The sequence below is a fragment of the Oerskovia sp. PE-21s genome (genome assembly GCF_056158145.1).
Genome location: NZ_JBUXJM010000002.1, coordinates 514,725 through 533,349, shown reverse-complemented (window position 1 = coordinate 533,349; position 18,625 = coordinate 514,725). Strand labels below are relative to the sequence as shown.

Annotated in this window: 15 protein-coding genes and 1 tRNA gene; 9 read left to right on the top strand and 7 right to left on the bottom strand. The window is 73.4% G+C overall.

Annotated elements, in window-relative coordinates; all coding sequences use genetic code 11:
- Positions 1 to 234: 234 nt before the first annotated feature.
- The 6 genes from ACZDYF_RS05435 to ACZDYF_RS05410 all read left to right on the top strand — a co-directional run bounded on the left by ACZDYF_RS05435 (position 235) and on the right by ACZDYF_RS05410 (position 5,133).
- Positions 235 to 308, top strand: a tRNA-Gly gene (locus tag ACZDYF_RS05435).
- A 644-nt stretch (positions 309 to 952) separates the two neighbouring features.
- Complete coding sequence (cysK, locus tag ACZDYF_RS05430; RefSeq protein ID WP_364073807.1) at positions 953 to 1,888, top strand: cysteine synthase A; 936 nt, start codon at positions 953 to 955, stop codon at positions 1,886 to 1,888.
- On the top strand, positions 1,888 to 2,496 hold the full coding sequence (gene epsC, locus ACZDYF_RS05425; protein WP_138824890.1) for a serine O-acetyltransferase EpsC: 609 nt from the start codon (positions 1,888 to 1,890) through the stop codon (positions 2,494 to 2,496). Before cysK ends, epsC begins: the two co-directional genes overlap by 1 nt.
- A gap of 35 nt (positions 2,497 to 2,531) precedes the next feature.
- A complete protein-coding gene (locus ACZDYF_RS05420; protein ID WP_475054414.1) occupies positions 2,532 to 2,954 on the top strand; it encodes a GntR family transcriptional regulator in 423 nt (140 codons plus the stop codon).
- Positions 2,951 to 3,946, top strand: coding sequence for a DUF1648 domain-containing protein (locus ACZDYF_RS05415; RefSeq protein ID WP_475054408.1), 996 nt, complete (start codon positions 2,951 to 2,953; stop codon positions 3,944 to 3,946). Before ACZDYF_RS05420 ends, ACZDYF_RS05415 begins: the two co-directional genes overlap by 4 nt.
- Before the next feature lie 137 nt (positions 3,947 to 4,083).
- Positions 4,084 to 5,133 (top strand): LLM class F420-dependent oxidoreductase, encoded by a 1,050-nt coding sequence (locus ACZDYF_RS05410; RefSeq protein ID WP_475054405.1) that lies wholly within the window; start codon positions 4,084 to 4,086, stop codon positions 5,131 to 5,133.
- 97 nt (positions 5,134 to 5,230) lie between these two features.
- Here ACZDYF_RS05410 and ACZDYF_RS05405 read toward each other — a convergent pair whose 3' ends face one another.
- Entirely contained in the window at positions 5,231 to 5,599 is a 369-nt protein-coding gene (locus ACZDYF_RS05405; RefSeq protein WP_475054403.1) for an MGMT family protein, read from the bottom strand.
- A 205-nt stretch (positions 5,600 to 5,804) separates the two neighbouring features.
- On the opposite strand from ACZDYF_RS05405, the gene ACZDYF_RS05400 reads away from it, so the two are divergent.
- Positions 5,805 to 7,145, top strand: a complete 1,341-nt coding sequence (locus tag ACZDYF_RS05400) for a GNAT family N-acetyltransferase (protein WP_475054401.1) — start codon at positions 5,805 to 5,807, stop codon at positions 7,143 to 7,145.
- Positions 7,146 to 7,233: 88 nt separating this feature from the next.
- Here the strand turns inward: ACZDYF_RS05400 and ACZDYF_RS05395 are convergent, their stop codons facing one another.
- Entirely contained in the window at positions 7,234 to 8,265 is a 1,032-nt protein-coding gene (locus ACZDYF_RS05395; RefSeq protein WP_475054399.1) for an Fpg/Nei family DNA glycosylase, read from the bottom strand.
- Between the two features lie 39 nt (positions 8,266 to 8,304).
- Complete coding sequence (locus ACZDYF_RS05390; RefSeq protein ID WP_191789172.1) at positions 8,305 to 8,763, bottom strand: ribose-5-phosphate isomerase; 459 nt, start codon at positions 8,761 to 8,763, stop codon at positions 8,305 to 8,307.
- Between the two features lie 59 nt (positions 8,764 to 8,822).
- On the opposite strand from ACZDYF_RS05390, the gene ACZDYF_RS05385 reads away from it, so the two are divergent.
- Positions 8,823 to 10,877, top strand: coding sequence for a M13 family metallopeptidase (locus ACZDYF_RS05385; RefSeq protein WP_475054396.1), 2,055 nt, complete (start codon positions 8,823 to 8,825; stop codon positions 10,875 to 10,877).
- A gap of 70 nt (positions 10,878 to 10,947) precedes the next feature.
- On the opposite strand, the gene ACZDYF_RS05380 is transcribed toward ACZDYF_RS05385, so the two are convergent.
- The 3 genes from ACZDYF_RS05380 to ACZDYF_RS05370 all read right to left on the bottom strand — a co-directional run bounded on the left by ACZDYF_RS05380 (position 10,948) and on the right by ACZDYF_RS05370 (position 13,440).
- On the bottom strand, positions 10,948 to 11,979 hold the full coding sequence (locus ACZDYF_RS05380) for a hypothetical protein (protein ID WP_475054391.1): 1,032 nt from the start codon (positions 11,977 to 11,979) through the stop codon (positions 10,948 to 10,950).
- A gap of 163 nt (positions 11,980 to 12,142) precedes the next feature.
- Positions 12,143 to 12,613, bottom strand: coding sequence for a pyridoxamine 5'-phosphate oxidase family protein (locus tag ACZDYF_RS05375; RefSeq protein ID WP_191789185.1), 471 nt, complete (start codon positions 12,611 to 12,613; stop codon positions 12,143 to 12,145).
- Positions 12,614 to 12,792: 179 nt separating this feature from the next.
- Entirely contained in the window at positions 12,793 to 13,440 is a 648-nt protein-coding gene (locus ACZDYF_RS05370) for a mycothiol-dependent nitroreductase Rv2466c family protein (protein WP_400274867.1), read from the bottom strand.
- A 202-nt stretch (positions 13,441 to 13,642) separates the two neighbouring features.
- Between ACZDYF_RS05370 and pepN the strand changes: the two genes are divergently transcribed.
- A complete protein-coding gene (gene pepN, locus ACZDYF_RS05365) occupies positions 13,643 to 16,204 on the top strand; it encodes an aminopeptidase N (RefSeq protein WP_191789186.1) in 2,562 nt (853 codons plus the stop codon).
- Between the two features lie 80 nt (positions 16,205 to 16,284).
- On the opposite strand, the gene malQ is transcribed toward pepN, so the two are convergent.
- The gene (gene malQ / locus ACZDYF_RS05360) at positions 16,285 to 18,474 is read right to left on the bottom strand and encodes a 4-alpha-glucanotransferase (RefSeq protein ID WP_475054377.1); all 2,190 of its coding nucleotides are present in this window, start codon (positions 18,472 to 18,474) and stop codon (positions 16,285 to 16,287) included.
- Positions 18,475 to 18,625 lie beyond the last annotated feature (151 nt).

The following is an 18,625-nucleotide window of genomic DNA, read 5'->3' as shown; positions in this document are numbered from 1 at the left end:
AACGCACCGTCGTCCGACGACGGCGACGACCGACCACGCCAGCGGGACGTCCCGCCGCGCAGCATCGGCAACGGCCAAGTGTACGGGGTCCGGAGGGCCGCCTGGCGCCACCCCGGCCGACGGGCCACCGCGCCGACCAGCGCGGGCGCACCCACGAGCGCCGAGTCCCGCGACCGGCCCGACCTTTGCTAAGGTAGCGCCGCGGACCTCGCCACAACGGCGGGTGCTCTCTGCGCGGATGTAGCTCAATGGTAGAGCCTCAGTCTTCCAAACTGATCACGCGGGTTCGATTCCCGTCATCCGCTCCAGCACGACGCGACGGCGGCTCCGGGATTCTCGGAGCCGCCGTCGTCGTCCCACCCTCGGCCGAGAAGCTGCGCCCTACCTCGCGAGCCTGCGCCGCTCGAGCGGCAGACGGCGCCCAGGCGGTCCGGGAAGGAATGTCGGCCTCGCGGCGTTGGGTCGACATGCCCCCTTCCAGGGATCACCGGCCGACACCTCCCCGTCGGCGCCCGTCGCACCCCTCCTCGCACAGGTCGACGCCCTGGCGTGGAACCGGAACCGGGCCAGGGCGACCGGGATGAGACGGCGTTGCAGCGCAGTCCGGGGGCCGATAGCCTCGGGCCAGACACCAGGACTTCGCAGGGCACCGCGCCGGTACGGCCGAGGGCAGCAGCTGCGAGCGACGGCACAGGACGAGGAGGGCGACCATGACCACGCGTCACGCCGACTCCTCCCGCGCGGTGAGCACCCCCGCGCGGGCCCTGTCCTGTTGTCCGTGTCGCCCCTGTCGCTAGAGCGCCCTCCCCCACGGCGGCGCTCCACCCGACGACAGGCCCTCCGTGGCGCGTCCCCTGCCCGGCGCAGCACCGTGCCACCCCCGCACAGCTCCAGCTGATCCCCCCTCGGTCCCGGCTCCCCGCCGCAGGCCACCAACGATGAAGAGGAAGTCATGGCACGCATCTACGACGACGTCACGAAGCTCGTCGGCAACACGCCCCTCGTCCGCCTGAACAAGCTCACCGAGGGCCTCGGCGCCACGGTCGTGGGCAAGCTCGAGTTCTACAACCCGGCCAACTCGGTCAAGGACCGCATCGGTGTCGCGATCATCGACGCCGCCGAGGCCTCGGGCGAGCTCAAGCCGGGCGGCACGGTCGTCGAGGCGACGTCCGGCAACACCGGCATCGCCCTGGCCATGGTCGGCGCGGCCCGCGGCTACGACATCGTCCTCACGATGCCCGAGACCATGTCGAAGGAGCGCCGCGCCCTCCTGCGCGCGTTCGGCGCCGAGCTCATCCTCACGCCGGGCTCCGAGGGCATGAAGGGGGCCGTCAACAAGGCCGACGAGATCGTGGCCGAGCGCGAGGGGGCCATCCTGGCCCGTCAGTTCGCCAACGAGGCCAACCCGGCGATCCACCGCGCCACGACGGCCGAGGAGATCTGGGCCGACACCGACGGCGAGGTCGACATCGTCGTCGCCGGCATCGGCACGGGCGGCACCATCACGGGCGTCGGCCAGGTCCTCAAGGAGCGCAAGCCGGACGTGCAGATCGTCGCGGTCGAGCCCGAGGAGTCCGCGATCCTCAACGGCGGCGCCCCCGGCCCGCACAAGATCCAGGGCATCGGCGCGAACTTCGTGCCCGAGATCCTCGACACGAGCGTGTACGACGAGGTCATCGACATCAACGCCGAGACCGCCGTCGAGTACGCGCGTCGCGCCGCCAAGGAGGAGGGCCTGCTCGTGGGCATCTCGTCCGGCGCGGCGATCGCCGCGGCGCTGCGCCTCGCGGAGCGTCCCGAGAACGCGGGCAAGCTCATCGTCGTCATCATCCCGTCCTTCGGCGAGCGCTACCTGACCTCCGTGCTGTACGCCGACCTGCTGGACTGATGAGACCTCCCAGTCCCCTGCGACGCTTCCTGAGAGTTCTCAGGGAGGACCTCGAGGCCGCACGCCACCGCGATCCCGCGGCGCGGAGCGGCCTCGAGGTCGCGCTCGTCTACCCCGGTCTGCACGCGGTGTGGACCTACCGGCTCACGCACCGCATGTGGCGCGAGCCGGCCCTTCGCCTGCCCGCGCGGGTGATCGCGCAGATCGCCCGGGCGGCCACGGGCGTGGAGATCCACCCGGGCGCGAAGATCGGGCGGCGCCTGTTCATCGACCACGGCATGGGCGTGGTCATCGGGGAGACGGCCGTCGTGGGCGACGACGTGCTGCTCTTCCACGGGTCCACCCTGGGCGGCCGGTCCATGAAGCGCGGCAAGCGGCACCCGACGTTGGGCGACCGGGTCGTCGTGGGCGCCGGGGCCAAGATCCTCGGACCGGTCTGGGTCGGTGACGACGTCCAGGTCGGGGCCAACGCCGTGGTGGTCAAGGACGTGCCGGCCGGATCGGTCGCCGTGGGGGTACCGGCGCGCAACCGCGTCCCGCAGCCGGCCGTGCCGCCGGCGGTCGACCCGGTCGAGGACCCGTCGTTGCTCATCGAGTACGTGATCTGAGCCGCTGAGGGCCGTTCGACGAGAGGGGCGACGCCGTGCGCGTCGCCCCTCTCGTCGACCCCCATTGTTATAGTTGCACAGTAACAACTAGTAGTATGGCGGCCATGATCTTCCGCATCGACCCCACCGCGGGCGAGCCGCTCTTCGCGCAGCTCGCGGCCCAGGTGCGCCTCGCGGTCGCCGCAGGCACGGTGCACCCCGGCGAGCGGCTCCCGGCGGCCCGCGACCTCGCGGCCTCGCTCGAGCTCAACGTCCACACCGTGCTGCGTGCCTACCAGGACCTGCGCGACGAGGGCCTCGTCGACCTGCGCCGTGGCCGCGGCGCGGTCGTCACGGCCCAGGCCGCGCACGACTACACGGACCTGCGAGCGGCGATCGACGCCGTCGTGCAGGAGAGCCGCGCGCTCTCCCTGCCCCCCGAGACCACCCTCGCCCTGCTCAAGGAGGCACTGCGATGACCACCACCCCGACCGCCACCCGCCCGCGGCCCCCCGCCCCGCACCGCCTGTCCACCACTCTCCTGGGCCTGGTGCTGCCCCTCGCGGTCCTGGCCTCGAGCGCCACGGTCGCGTTCTCGTGGCGCGAGCAGCTGCCGGACCCGGTCGCGACGCACTGGGACGCCGCGGGGAACGTCGACGGGTTCGGGTCCCTCGCCGCGAGCGTCACGGTCCCGCTCGCGATCGGCGCGGTCCTCGCGGTGGGCTTCTGGCTCGTCGGCTGGTTCCTCGGCCAGTCCGCGTCGAACCGTCGGATGGCCGGAGGAGTCAGTGCGGGCACGGCGACGTTCCTGGGCGCGACGATGCTCGGGACGCTCGCCGTGCAGCGCGGGCTCGACGACGCCGCGCAGGCCTCCGACGTGGGCGCGGTCATCGCGGTGGCCCTCGGTGCGGGCCTCGTGGTGGGCGTCCTGGTCGGGCTCGTCGCGCCGCGTGACGCCCGACAGCCCGCCGAGGGCCCGGTCTCGCCGACGGACCCGCGCGCGCCGCTGGGCGCCGACGAGCGCGCCGCCTGGATCCGCACGGCACGTGGCGGTCCGGGCATGGCCGTCGCCGGGGCCGCCGTGGTCGGGACGCTCGCGCTCGTGGTCGTCACCGGCCTGTGGTGGATGATCCTGCTCCCCGTGGTCCTGGGGCTGGTCATGGCCTCGATGATGTCGTGGACCGTGACGGTCGACGCGTCGGGGCTCGAGGTGCGCTCGGCTCTCGGGGTGCCGCGCACGTTCGTGCCGCTCGACGAGGTCGAGGGCGCGCGCGAGGTCACGGTCGACCCGTTCCGGGAGTTCGGCGGCTGGGGCTGGCGCGCCGGTCGCGGGGGCCGCGTGGGCATCGTGGTCCGCAAGGGGCCGGGCCTGGAGGTCCGGCGCACGGGCGGGCGCGTGCTCGTCGAGACGGTCGACGACGCCGCTGCCGGGGCGGCGCTCCTCACCTCGCTCGCGGACCGGGCGCGGTAGGTCGACCGGCGGGTCCGGCGGCACGGTAGATTGAGCGGCGGTTCCTAGGACTCCCGGTCCTGGGAATCGTCGCTCGACGCACGTCGAGCCGGCGGACCCGTCCGCACCTCAGCGCCGAGGAACAACGAGGAGAACGCATGCGCATCGGCATCCACACCGGCTACTGGTCGGCCGGCCCCCCGCCCGGGATCCAGGAGGCGGTCGTCGCCGCGGACCGTCTCGGGATCGACTCGGTCTGGACCGCGGAGGCCTACGGGTCCGACGCCTTCACGCCGCTCGCCTGGTGGGGCTCGCACACCTCGCGCATCCGGCTCGGCACCGCGGTCGCGCAGATGTCCGCACGGACCCCCACCGCGACCGCGATGGCCGCGCTCACGCTCGACCACCTCTCGGGCGGCCGGGCGATCCTCGGGCTGGGCGTCTCGGGCCCGCAGGTCGTCGAGGGCTGGTACGGCCAGCCCTACCCCCGGCCGCTGGCCCGCACGCGCGAGTACGTCGAGATCGTGCGCGACGTGATCGCACGCCGAGGCCCCGTGACCTACGACGGCCAGTTCTACCAGCTGCCCCTCACGGGCGAGGGCACCACCGGGCTCGGCAAGGCGCTGCGCTCGACGGTCCACCCGCTGCGCCCCGAGATCCCGATCCACCTCGCGGCCGAAGGTCCCAAGAACGTCGCGCTCGCGGCCGAGGTCGCCGACGGCTGGCTCCCCCTGTTCTACAGCCCCCGCATGGACGAGATGTTCCGCGCCCTGCTCGACGACGGCTTCGCGAAGCGCTCGTCCGAGCGCTCCCCCGCGTCCGACTTCGAGGTCTCGGCGACCGTCCCGGTCGTGGTGGCCGACGACGTCGAGCAGGCGGCCGACAAGGTGCGACCCTTCATCGCGCTGTACGTGGGCGGCATGGGGGCCAAGGGCGCGAACTTCCACCGCGACGCGCTCGACCGGCTCGGGTACTCGGACGCGTGCGACGAGATCCAGGCGCACTACCTGGCCGGTCGCAAGGCCGAGGCCGTCGCGGCGGTCCCGACGGCCCTGGTCGAGGACGTCGCGCTCGTGGGGCCCGAGGCCAAGATCGCCCGCGAGCTCGAGGCGTGGCGCTCGACCGCGGTCACGACCCTCCTGCTCCAGGGCGAACCGACGGCGGTGCGTACCGTCGCGGGCCTGCTCGCGACGGTCCAGGGCCGCTGAGCCGCGCGGACCGCTGAGCCGGTCGCCCGGCGGGGCGAACCGCTGGGTGCGGAGCTCTTGTCGTGACACGCCGACCGGAGCGAGCGCTGCTCCGCACTCAGCGGTCCGGGTCCTGCTCCGGGAACCAGACCGCCCGCCGCAGGTCGACGCGCTCGCCGCCCGGGCGCAGCGGACACCCCTCGGCCCGCAGGTTCGTGAGCGCGGTCGACAGGTGGTGCACGGGGGGCGAGCCGGCCGCGTTGACGACGCGCCACCAGGGCAGCCCCGGGCCGCCCGGGCCGTCGCCGTCGGCGCGCGCGAGCACCTGCCCGACCTGCCGCGGGCCGCCCCGCCCGAGGGTCTCCGCGACGATCTCCGCGACGAGCCCGTACGTCATGGCCCGCCCGGCGGGGATGGTCTCGACGAGCGCGAGCACGGCGTCCGCGTACTCCCGGCGTGCGGCACCCGGGTCCGTCTCCTGGTTCACCGGGCGAGCGTACCCGCGGGACTCCGGCCCACCGGGCGGCCGTACCTGCGAACCGGCTCCCCTCCCCCGTCGAGAAGTGAGTTGACGCCCCTGTTCCGGGCAGATCAAGGGTGCCAACTCACTTCTCGACGGCAGGGCGCCGTGGAGGCACGCACGCGCGCTATTCCTCTGGCCCGTTCCCCCGCCCCGCCGTGATGATGGGTCCATGACCGAACCCACCCGCCGTCCCCTGCCCGCCGGCTACCGCCTCACGCCGCTGACGGAGGCGGACAAGCGCGCCGTCCTCGAGGTCGACACCTGGGCGTTCCCGTCCGAGGTCGACCTCGACGAGCAGGTCCAGCACCCGCTCCCGCTCACGTGGTCCCGGACGTTCGGGGTCGTCAGCGAGCACGAGGACGCCGACGCCGTACCGTTCGACGGCGCCGTCCCGACCGTGAGCGAGCTCGCGGCCATGCACGCCTCGTACCCGTTCGCCGAGTTCCCCGTGCCGGGCGCGACGCTGCCCGTGAGCGGTCTGACGTGGGTGGGCGTGCACCCGCAGCACCGGCGTCGCGGCATCCTGAGCGCCATGATCGACGTGCACTTCGAGCAGGCCCGGGCCGCGGGCGAGCCCGTCTCGGCGCTCTTCGCGGCCGAGGCCGCCATCTACGGCCGGTTCGGCTACGGCCAGGCCGCGCAGGACCTGCGCCTGACGATCCCCCGGGGCGCGGCCCTGCGCGACGTCGCGGGAGCCGACGAGCACACGGTCCGTATCGAGAAGGCCGACCGGTCACGCCACGGCGAGCTCGTCGACTCGCTGCACCGGGCGGCGGGCGCGGACCCGGGCGGGCACGGCACGGGCGTCAACCGGCCCGGCTGGGTCACGCGCGAGTCGCCCGAGCTCCAGGAGGCCTGGTGGTCCGACCCGGCGGCGTTCCGTCGTGGCCGCGAGTCGCAGCGCATCGTGGTCGTCGAGCGCGACGGCGAGCCGCGCGGCTACGCGACGTTCCGCCGCAAGGTGTCGTGGGAGACCACCGGTCCGCGCGGGACCGTGAGCACGGGCGAGGTCGTCGCGCTCGACGCCGCGGCCGCTCGCGCCCTGTGGGGCGTCCTGACGGACCTCGACCTGACGAGCGAGGTCGAGCCGTTCATGATCCCCGTGGACGACGTCGTCACGCACCTCCTCGTGAACCCGCGCGCCGCGGCGGGGCGGGTCGCGGACAACCTGTGGGTCCGCGTGCTCGACGTCCCCGTGGCGCTCGCGGGGAGGCGGTACGCGGGCGACGTCGACGTGGTGCTGCACCTGACCGACGCGCGCGTCCCGGAGAACGCCGGCCACTGGCGCCTGCGCGCCACGGCGTTCGGGGACGCGGCGTGCGAGCGCACCGAGGACCCGGCCGACCTGTCTCTCGACGTGCGCGAGCTGGGCTCGGCGTTCCTGGGCGGCGTCTCGCTGGCCTCGCTCGCGACGGCCGGGCTCGTGTCGGAGCACCGTCCGGGTGCGCTCGCCGCGACGAGCGCCGCGTTCGGGTGGCCCGTGGCGCCCGTCTCGAGCTGGGTGTTCTGACGGGTCCGGGGCCAGTGCGTGCTTCGGCTGCGACACGCCGGGCGAGTCGCAGCCGAACCACGCACTCAGCGGCCGGTGAGGTCCCGGGTCACCGCTGGCACGTCGGGCACCAGTAGAGCTTGCGCCCCGCAAGGTCCTTCATGAGGACCGGCGTCCCGCACACCCGGCACGGCAGCCCGTCGCGGTGGTAGACGTAGAACGCCTGGTCGGCGGCGACGGCCCCGGCCGTGCCGTCGGTGTTCTGGCGCACCTCCTGGCGCCCGGCTCCCGGGCGAGGCGGCGCTCCCAGGGAAGTGGCGCCGTCGGGCTCGCGGTCCTGGGGGCGGGTCGTGACGATCGCGCCCGTGCTCGCTCCGTCGCGCATGAGGACGACCAGGTCGTCCCAGATCGCCCGCAGCGTCTCGGCGGGCACGTCCCTGCCCGGGGTCAGCGGGTCCAGCCCCGCGCGGAACAGCACCTCGGCGCGGTAGATGTTGCCCACCCCGGCGACGACGTCCTGGTTCATGAGGAGCTGGCCGACGGTCGTGCGCGAGCGCCGCACGGCCGCCACGAAGCGGTCGGGCCCGCCGGCGGGGGCGGGGTCGTCCCGGATCGGGTCGGGGCCCAGGCGCGCCTCGACCGCGCGCACCTCCTCCGCCGAGACGACCTCGCAGGCCGTGGGCCCGGTGAGGTCGGCGACCGCGTGCTCGCCGACCAGGCGCACCCGCACCGCGCCGCGGGGCGCGGGAGGGGCCCAGTCGTCGCCCGGGGCAGGAAGCGACGCGAGCGGACCGGCAGGGACCGAGTCCCGCTCGCCGATGCGCTTGCGCGGCGCACCGATCGCGTGCACGACGGCGGCGCTCCCGTCGCCCGCGAACGTCCAGGCCCCGTAGAGGCCCAGGTGGACGCGCAGCCAGCGCAGGTCGTCGTCGGACGGCGGCCCGCCGGGTCCCGCGGAAGGGTCCGCGAAGCCCAGGAAGAGCTGCTTGCCCCACGCGCGGGACGCGACGAGGCGCGCGCCGTCGAGCAGCGCCGCCCCGGCCGCGAACCGGCCCTGCGGGCTCGAGACCGCCAGGACCTGGCCCGCGAAGAGCTCGGCGAAGGTGCGCGCGAGGCGGTGGACGGTGTGGCCCTCAGGCACGACGCGCGCCGCCCACCACGAGCACGGTGCGGTCGGACGTCACGCCTGGTGGCGCGAGGCCTCGTAGGCCGCGAGCTGGTCGATGCGGCGCTGGTGGCGCTCGTCACCGCTGAACGGCTCGGCGAGGAACGCATCGACGAACGACGTGGCCTCCTCGACCGTGTGCTGGCGCCCGCCGACCGAGATGACGTTGGCGTCGTTGTGCTGGCGGGCCAGCCTCGCGGTGTCGAGGTTCCAGGCCAGGGCGGCGCGCACGCCGTCGACCTTGTTGGCGGCGATCTGCTCGCCGTTGCCCGAGCCGCCGATCACGACGCCGAGGCTGCCCGGCTCCGCGACGACGGCCTCGCCGGCCGCGATGCAGAACGACGGGTAGTCGTCGAGGGCGTCGTACTCGTGGGCACCGTGGTCCACGACGTCGTGACCCGAGCTCTTGAGGTGCGTGACGAGGTGAGCCTTGAGCTCGTACCCCGCGTGGTCCGCTGCAATGTGAACGCGCATGCCCCCATCATCCCCGATGCGCTCCCCGCCCGCGCCACTGCTCGCATAACCTGAGACGCATGACACAGACCTCACCCTCTGCCGCTGGCCAGGCAGCGAGCGCCGCGGACGCCGCGCGCACGACGGCCTCCGGTATCGACCTGTCCGCCCTCGACCCGGCCGTCCGCCCGCAGGACGACCTGTACCGGCACGTCAACGGCCGCTGGCTCGAGACGCACGAGATCCCCGCCGACCGATCGATGGACGGCGCGTTCCGCGCGCTGCACGACCAGGCCGAGGAGCACGTGCGCGAGATCATCAACGACAGCGCCGCCGCGGCGCAGTCCGGGGACGCCACGGGCGTGCAGGCGCAGATCGGCGCGCTCTTCGCGAGCTTCATGGACACCGACGCGATCGAGGCACGCGGTGTGAGCCCGCTCGCGCCGGACCTCGCCCTGATCGCCGCCGCCACGAACCAGGCCGAGCTCACGGGCGCACTGGGCGCGCTGCAGCGCACGGGCGGGGCGGGCGCGTTCGGGTTCTGGGTCGACAACGACGCCAAGGACCCCGAGAAGTACGTCGCCTACCTGTACCAGGGTGGGCTCGGACTGCCTGACGAGGCGTACTACCGCGAGGACCAGTACGCCGAGATCCGTGCGAAGTACGTGCCGCACGTCGCGCGCATGCTCACGCTCGCGGGCGTCACGGCAGACACGTGGGGCGCGTCCCCGCAGGACGCGGCCGAGCGTGTGCTCGCCCTCGAGACGCAGCTCGCGGCACACCACTGGGACGTCGTGCGCGACCGCGACGCCGACCTCACGTACAACCCCATGACGCTGCGCGCGCTGGCCGACTCGGCCCCGGGCTTCGACTGGCACGCGTGGGTCCTTGCCCTGGCCGCCCCGCCCGGGTCGCTCGACGAGCTCGTGGTCCGCGAGCCCGGCTTCGCGACGGGCTTCGGGGAGCTGTGGCAGACGGTCCCAGTCGAGGACTGGAAGCTGTGGGCCGTCTACCACCTGGTCTCGGCGCGCGCGCCGTACCTCACGGACGAGCTGGTCGAGGCGAACTTCGACTTCTACGGCCGCACGCTCTCCGGGGCGCAGGAGGTCCGTGAGCGCTGGAAGCGCGGTGTCTCGCTCGTCGAGGGCGCACTGGGCGAGGCCGTCGGCGCGGTGTACGTCGAGCGGCACTTCCCGCCCGCGCACAAGGCGCGCATGGAGGAGCTCGTCGCGTACCTCGTCGCGGCGTACCGCGAGTCCATCGAGGGCCTCGACTGGATGACCGAGGAGACCAAGGTCAAGGCGCTCGCCAAGCTCGAGGCGTTCACGCCCAAGATCGGGTACCCGGTCAAGTGGCGCGACTACTCGGCCCTCGTGATCGAGGCCGACGACCTGCTGGGCAACGTGCGCCGCTCGAACGCGTTCGACCAGGACCGCGAGCTCGGCAAGATCGGCAAGCCGCTCGACCGCGACGAGTGGTTCATGACCCCGCAGACGGTCAACGCCTACTACAACCCGGGCATGAACGAGATCGTGTTCCCGGCCGCCATCCTCCAGCCGCCCTTCTTCGACCCGGACGCCGAGGACGCGGTCAACTACGGCGGGATCGGGGCCGTGATCGGCCACGAGATCGGGCACGGGTTCGACGACCAGGGCTCCAAGTACGACGGCGACGGCCGCCTCGAGGACTGGTGGACGCCGCAGGACCGGGCCGAGTTCGAGGTCCGCACCAAGGCCCTCATCGCGCAGTACGACGCGTTCCGCCCGGTCCAGCTGCCCGACGACGGCCCGCACGTCAACGGAGCGCTGACGATCGGGGAGAACATCGGCGACCTGGGCGGTCTGTCGATCGCGCTCAAGGCGTACCGGATCGCGCTGGGCCGCCCCTTGTCCGAGGCGCCGGTGATCGACGGCCTGACGGGCATCGAGCGCGTCTTCCTCGGCTGGGCACAGGTGTGGCAGTCGAAGGGCCGTGACGAGGAGGTCGTACGGCGACTCGCGACGGACCCGCACTCGCCCAACGAGTTCCGCTGCAACGGCGTGGTGCGCAACCTCGACGAGTTCTACGAGGCGTACGACGTGTCGGAGTCCGACGCGCTGTACCTCGCCCCCGCCGAGCGCGTGCGCATCTGGTGACACGCGCCGCCCCGGGCGCACAGGCCCGGGGCGGCGTCGTGGCGGCGCTCGTGCGCGGCTCGGCCCGTGGTCAGAACGAGGAGAGCCCGGCCTTCGCCACGTTGAACCCCTTGCCGGTCTCGCTGTCGGAGCAGCGCATGCCCGTCTTCGAGCTCGTGCAGGTGAACGAGCCGACGGTCTTGCTCTGGTCGTAGTCGAGCACCGCGACGTCGTCCCCGGCCTTCTTCGGCTGGTCCGCGGTCGGGACGCAGGGGATCTCGACGCCGCCCGAGGTGAGCGTCACCAGGTATCCCGTGGTGCCGGTGCACCCGTCCACCGGTGCGGGCTGGGTCGCGAGCTCGGCGATACCGCACGAGACGCCCTGCTCGCCGATCGTGCACGTGATGTTCCGGCTGGGGCTCGTCACGGACTCGCCCGTGACCGCGACGGGGCCAGGGTTCTCGACCGGGGCGTCGGGTGCCTGCGCGGGCGCCTCGGCGGACGTACCCGGCGCGTCGGCCGCGTCCTGGCCCGACGCGCCCCCCGCGAGGTTGATCGCGAACGCGATCACGATGCCGACGAGGATCACGTCGACCGCGATGAAGGCGATCCACCCGGGACTGAGGCGACGCCTGCCGCTGCCCGGGCGTCCGCCCGAGCCGCCGCCCGGGGCCGGGGCCGACGGCTGCTCGGCGTAGGCGGGCTGGTAGGCCTGCTGCGGCGGCTGCTGCGCGGCGTACTGCGGCTGGGCCGCGTACTGCGCGGGCTGCTGGGCCGCGTACTGCGCGGGCTGCTGCGGGGCGTACGCCGGCTCGGGGGCGGCCGGCTGCGCCTGGTAGGCGCCCTGCTGGCCGCCGCCGGGCGCGAACGCGGGCGGCGGTTGATACGCGGGCGGCGGCGCCTGGTACGCGGGCTGGGCCGGCGGCTGCTGGTAGGCGGGCGGCTGATAGGCGGGCTGCACCGGCTGGTACGCCGTGGCCTGCTGGTCGGGGGCTGTCGGCACCGGGGGCAACGGGCTCGCCGACGGCGTCACGGGCTGCTGCGACCTGGGCTGGAAGACCGGAGGCTGCTGGGCAGGCTCGGAGTGCGGGGGCGGCGGAGGCACGGGGGCGTTGCCGGACATCACAGCTCCTCAGGGGACTCGGACCCCGCATTTTCGGGGCAGAAGTACGCAGCATTGCACGGCCGTCCCGCCGCGGTCGAACTGCGAACGTGTCCGATCGGTCCCGTATGCCCCCGACGCGAGGTCGGTTCCCGAAGGGGCGTCACCGCCCGCCGGCCCTGGGTCAGTCCCGCTGCTCCACGACCTGCACCCCTGCACCCGGACGCCACGTCTCGACCCGCGTCGCGTCGCCCTCGACCGTCGTGAGCACGACCCGGGACAGGTCGAGCCAGAAGAGCTGGAACGGCTCGGTTCCGCCCGTCGCGGCCAGGACCGCGGACCGGCCCGGGTCGTCCTTCGGAGCGCTGCGGACCGTCCCGTCGACCTTGACGTCCCCGTCGGTCCGCGAGCCGTCGCCGGGGTTCGAGTGGAGCACGAACCGCGGGTCGACGAGCAGGTCCATCGACCTGCCCGAGCGCGACGTGGAGCCGACCCACACGTCGTCCTGCCAGAACCCGACCTCGGTACCGCTGACCCGCGGGGAACCGGTGAGCGTCCGTGTCGCCAGGACGTGCCGACCAGCGGCCTCGAAGCGGGAGCGCACACGCGCGGCGAGGTCGGGGGCGTCGTCGACGAGCTGCTTCCAGGAGGCCATGGCGTCGATCCTTCCACGGCCCGTCGGGTCCGGTGCACGTGCCCCGGCTCGTCCGGTCGCCCCGGCAGCCTCCCCCGACGCGGTCGCCCAGGTGCACGGACGGCGCACCCTCGCGCACGCGCGAGGATGCGCCGTCGGGCGGGAAGCCCAGCGCGGCCGCTACGGCCGGGTGTCGCCCGTCAGTCGAAGACCGGGCCCTGCGTGCGCGTGCGCTTGAGCTCGAAGAAGCCGGGCGTCGAGGCGACCAGGACGCACCCGTCCCACAACCGTCCGGCGTCCTCGCCCTTGGGCGCGGGCGTCACGACCGGGCCGAAGAACGCGACGTCGCCGAACGCCACGACGGGCGTGCCGACGTCCTCGCCCACGCGCGAGATGCCCTCGGCGTGCGAGGCGCGCAGCTCGGCGTCGTAGCGGTCGCTCGTCGCGTGCTCGGCGAGCGACGCGGGCAGGCCGACCTCGGCGAGCGCCTCGGCGATCACGGCGTCGAAGTCGCTGCGCCCGCCCGGGTGCAGGCGCGTGCCGATCGCGTCGTAGAGGGGCTTGACGACCTCGTCACCGTGCTCCTGCTGCGCCGCGACCACGACACGGACGGGGCCCCAGCCGCGCTCCATGAGGTCCTGGTACTTCTCGGGCAGCTCGCGGCCCTCGTTGAGGACCGACAGGCTCATGACGTGCCAGCGCACGCTCACGTCGCGGACCGCGGAGACCTCGTCCATCCACCGGCTCGTCATCCAGGCCCAGGGACACAGCGGGTCGAACCAGAAGTCGGCGGTGCGCACGGGCGCGTCGTTCTCGTGCAGGTCTCGCGCGGTGTCCGACGTCGTCACAGCAGTCACGGGGCAGGTCTCCTCAGCGGGTGGGAAGGTCCGGAGGGGGTGCGGGCCCGCTCCCCCGGAGCCTCAACACGCCCGACGACCCCGACATTCCGACCGGCAGGACGGTGCGTCAATCACGGCGACCGGCGGGGCGCCCCGTGGGAGAATCGACGCGGCCCACCCGGCCAGCCCGATCCGTACTGAGGAGATGTTTGTGCCCGGAGAGAACCTCACCCGCGCCGAAGCCGCCGAGCGCGCCGGTGTCGTCACCGTCCGTTCCTACGAGGTCGCCCTCGACCTCACGACCGGACCCACGACGTTCGGCTCGACCACGGTGGTGCGGTTCGCCGCGACCGCCGGGGCGAGCACCTTCATCGACCTGATCGCGCCGACGGTGCGCGAGGTCGTGCTCAACGGCGAGGAGCTCGACGTCGCCCGCGTCTTCGCCGACTCCCGCATCCAGCTCGACGGTCTCGCCGCGGAGAACGAGCTCCGCGTCGTCGCGGACGCCGCGTACACCAACTCGGGCGAGGGCCTGCACCGCTTCGTCGACCCGGTCGACGGCGAGGTCTACCTGTACAGCCAGTTCGAGGTCCCCGACTCGCGCCGCGTGTTCGCCGCGTTCGAGCAGCCCGACCTCAAGGCAACGTTCCAGTTCACCGTCACGGCCCCCTCGGCCTGGCAGGTCGTGTCGAACTCCCCGACGCCCGAGCCCGTCCCCGCGACGCACGCCACGGACCCCGCGGTCGACGCCTCGACGTGGACGTTCGAGCCCACGCAGGTCATCTCGACCTACATCACCGCGATCGTCGCGGGCCCGTACGTGGTCGAGCGCTCCGAGCTGACCTCGTCGGACGGCCGCGTGATCCCGCTCGGCGTGTTCGCGCGCAAGTCCCTCGCGCCCCACCTCGACGCCGACTACATCTTCGAGAAGACCCGCCAGGGCTTCGCGTTCTTCGAGGAGAAGTTCGACTACCCGTACCCGTTCGCGAAGTACGACCAGCTCTTCGTCCCCGAGTTCAACGCCGGGGCCATGGAGAACGCGGGCGCCGTGACGTTCACCGAGACCTACGTCTTCCGCTCCAAGGTGACGGACGCGATCAAGGAACGTCGGGTCGTGACGGTCCTGCACGAGCTGGCGCACATGTGGTTCGGCGACCTGGTCACCATGAAGTGGTGGAACGACCTGTGGCTCAACGAGTCCTTCGCGGAGTGGGCGTCGACGCTCGCGACCGCCGAGGCCACCGAGTGGCACGAGGCCTGGACGACGTTCGCGGCCATGGAGAAGTCCTGGGCCTACCGCCAGGACCAGCTCCCCTCCACGCATCCGATCGTCGCGACCATCAACGACCTCGAGGACGTGCAGGTCAACTTCGACGGCATCACCTACGCCAAGGGCGGCTCGGTCCTCAAGCAGCTCGTGGCCTGGGTCGGCATCGACGCGTTCATGGCCGGTGTGGCGCAGTACTTCAAGAAGCACGAGTACAAGAACACCGAGCTCACGGACCTGCTCACCGAGCTCGAGGCCACGAGCGGTCGCGAGCTCGGCTCGTGGGCGCGGCTGTGGCTCGAGACCGCGGGCGTCAACACGCTGCGCCCCGAGATCGAGCTCGACGCGCACGGACGCATCGTGTCGTTCGCGGTGCTCCAGGAGGCGCCGGCCGACTACCCGACGATCCGCCCCCACCGCCTCGCGATCGGCTTCTACAACGTGGTCGACGGGAACCTGGTGCGCGAGCACCGCGTCGAGATCGACGTCGACGGCGAGCGCACCGAGGTCCCCGGGCTCGCGGGCCTCGACCGCCCGCAGCTGGTCCTGCTCAACGACGACGACCTCGCGTACGCCAAGATCCGTCTCGACGAGGCGTCGCTCGCGGTCGCGGTCGAGCACCTCGCCGACATCACGGACCCGCTCGCACGCTCGCTCGTGTGGGGCTCGGTGTGGGACGCGACGCGCGACGGCGAGACGCCCGCGAGCGAGTACGTGCGCCTGGTCCTGGGCAACATCGCCAGCGAGACCGAGTCCACGACGATCCGCACGACGCTCAACCAGCTCGCGCTGGCCGCGAAGTCCTACGTGACGCCCGGCAAGCAGGCCGCGACGCTCGCGGTCGTCGGCGACGAGCTGTGGCGTCTCGCGCAGTCGGCCCAGGCCGGCACGGACTCCCAGTTCCAGTTCGTGAAGTTCTTCGCGCACCTCGCCTCGACGCCGGCCCACGCCGACGCGCTGCGCGGGCTGCTCGACGGCTCGCTCGCCCTGGACGGCCTCGAGATCGACACCGACCTGCGCTGGGAGATACTCGAGGGCCTCGTCCTCCTGGGTCGTGCGGACCAGGCCGAGGTCGACGCCGCGCTCGCGCAGGACCACACGGCCACGGGTCAGCAGTCCGCGGCCCGCGCGACCGCGACCGCGCCCACGACCGAGGCCAAGCTCGCCGCGTTCGCGTCCCTCGTGGACTCGGACGAGGCGCCCAACGCGATCGTGCGCGCCACGACGCAGGGCTTCCAGCACGTCAACGACCCTGCGGTCCTGGCGCCCCTGGTCGAGAAGTACTTCTCCTCGCTGACCACGCTGTGGGCCGAGCGGAGCTACCACATCGCCGAGACGCTCGTCGTGGGCCTCTACCCCGCGCCGCTCGCGAACGCCGATCTGCGCGACGCGACGCAGGCCTGGCTCGACGCCCACACCGACGCGGCCCCGGCGCTGCGACGCCTGGTGGTCGAGAACCTCGCGGGCGTGGAGCGGGCGCTCACCGCGCAGGGCGCGGACTCCTGACGCACTGACGCACTGACGAACGGCGGACGCCGGGGTGGAGGGACGGTTCCCTCCACCCCGGCGTCCGCCGTCTCCGCTGTCTACCTCGGCGGAGAAGACATCGACTCCCGCATGACCTTCGCGAGCGAGAGCAGCCGGGCGTTGTCGAAGAGGTCCTCGAGCAGCACCACGTTTCCCGACGAGTCCCCCAGCGGCACCTTCCAGTTGGGGTACTCCTGGTCCGTCCCCGGCTGGTTCTGCGTGCGACGCTCCCCCACCGCGTCGGCGAGCGATACGCCGACCAGCACGGCGGGCGTCTGGGCGATCAGGACGTGCAACGCCTCGACGAGCTCGCGCTCGGACGGGTCCTCACCGATCAGCCCGCGCTCGGCGAGGAGCGCGACCATGCCGTCGCGTTCCGCACGCGCCGCCTGGCGGACCTGCATCGCCGACTCGGTGAGCAGGCCCAGCCGTTCGCGCAGGTCGACGTGCTCGCCCGCGAGGTAGCCCGCGGTCGGCGGCAGGTCGTGCGTCGTGACCGTGGCCAGCGCGAGTCGGCGGTACGCCTCAGGGGCGAGCGGGCGGCCGCCCTCGCCCTTCTCGAACCACAGCACCGAGGTGCCGAGGATGCCACGCTCGGCCAGGTAGTCGCGGACCCAGGGCTCGTACACCCCGAGGTCCTCGCCGATCACCAGCGCACCGGCGCGCTGGGCCTCGAGGCACAGGATGCCCACGAGCGCCTCGTGGTCGTAGCGGACGTAGGCTCCGGCGTCGGCGCGCGCCGCGCCCGGGATCCACCAGAGCCGGAACAGGCCGATGACGTGGTCGACCCGGACCGCGCCCGCGTGCCGCAGCACGGTACGGAGCAGGTCGCGGAAGGGGGCGTACCCGGCACGAGCCAGAGCACGGGGGTCCCACGGCGGCTGCGACCAGTTCTGGCCCTGCTGGTTGTACATGTCGGGCGGTGCGCCGACCGTCACGCCGCCCGCGAGGACGTCGTGGTGCGCCCAGGCGTCGGCCCCGTGCGGGTGCACGCCGACCGCGAGGTCGTGCATGATCCCGATCGACATGCCGGCGTCGAGGGCCGTGCGCTGCGCGACCTCGAGCTGCTCGTCGGCGACCCACTGGAGCCAGCAGTAGAACTCGACCTGGTCGTCGAGCTGCTGGCGCAGCGCGGCGACCGCGGGCGACGACGGGTCGAGCGCCTGCGGGGGCCAGTCGCGGTCGCCGAAGTGGTCGGCGAGCGTGCACCAGGTCGCGAAGTCCTCGAGCCCCTTGCCCTGCTCGGCGCGGAACGCGTCGAACGCCGCCTGGCGAGCGGTCGACCGGGGCGCCGCGAACACGACCTCGAGGGCGGCCTTCTTGGCCTCCCACGCGGCGTCGCGGTCGATCGGGCCGGCGTCGGCGCTCAGGTCACGGACCGGGTCGAACGCCCACTCGACGAGCGAACGGTCCGCCGCGGACAGGTAGCCCGTCTCGCGCACGTCCTCGACCCGGATGTACAGCGGGTTCACGAAGCGCCTGCTCGTCGGCAGGTACGGGGACGGGGTCATGGGAGTGCGGGGTTCGGCCGCGGCCAACGGGTTGACGAGGACGAAGTCGGCCCCCGCCCGGTGCGCGCCGAGCCAGGCGAGGTCCGCGAGGTCCGCGAGGTCCCCGACGCCCCACGACGCCTTGGACCGCACCGAGTAGAGCTGGGCCATGAGCCCCCACGCCCGCCGCTCGCGCACGACCTCGGGCAGTTCGAGCCGCTGCGGTGTCACGACGAGGGTGGCCCGCGCCTGCGTGCCCTCGCTCGCCGCGTGGATCTCGTGCCAGCCCAGCGGGAGGTCTGCCGGGACCGCGAACGTCGCCCGCCCGATCGCCCGCCCGTCGACCGTGCGGGGCTCGACGTACGCGTCGACCTGCGCCAGCGCGCGGCGCTCCCGCACCGCGGGGGCCGTCGACCGGTAGCCCGGACCCTCGACGGGCTCGAGCTCTGCCCACACCTCGACCGACGCGCCGTCCGCGACGTGCACGGGGAACCGCACCTCGTCGCCCTGTCGCACCACGACCGTCGGGGGCAGCATCTGCCGCCACTCGTCGTCGACCGAGTGCTCGAGGCTCACGGCGACCTTCTCGGGGGACGACGCCGGCACGCCCAGCGCCTCGAGCACCGCGACGAGCGTCTGCGCGCTCACCTGGCGCTGCGTGCCGTCGAAGCCCCAGAAGTCGGGCGCGACGCCATGGGCCGCGGCCAGCTGGACCAGCGGTTCGGGCACGTCGGCCGTGACATGTTGTGGAACGCTCACGAGGGTGATCCTGCCAGAGCGCGGGGGCGACGGCAGACCTTGGGCGCGGTGTGGCGCGCGTGGTCGCCAGGTTCAGCCCCTCGAGCACGTGCGCACACCGCCCGCCCACCCTCCGCACAGGCCCTCCGCAGGACCCGCCCGCCGGCTCCCG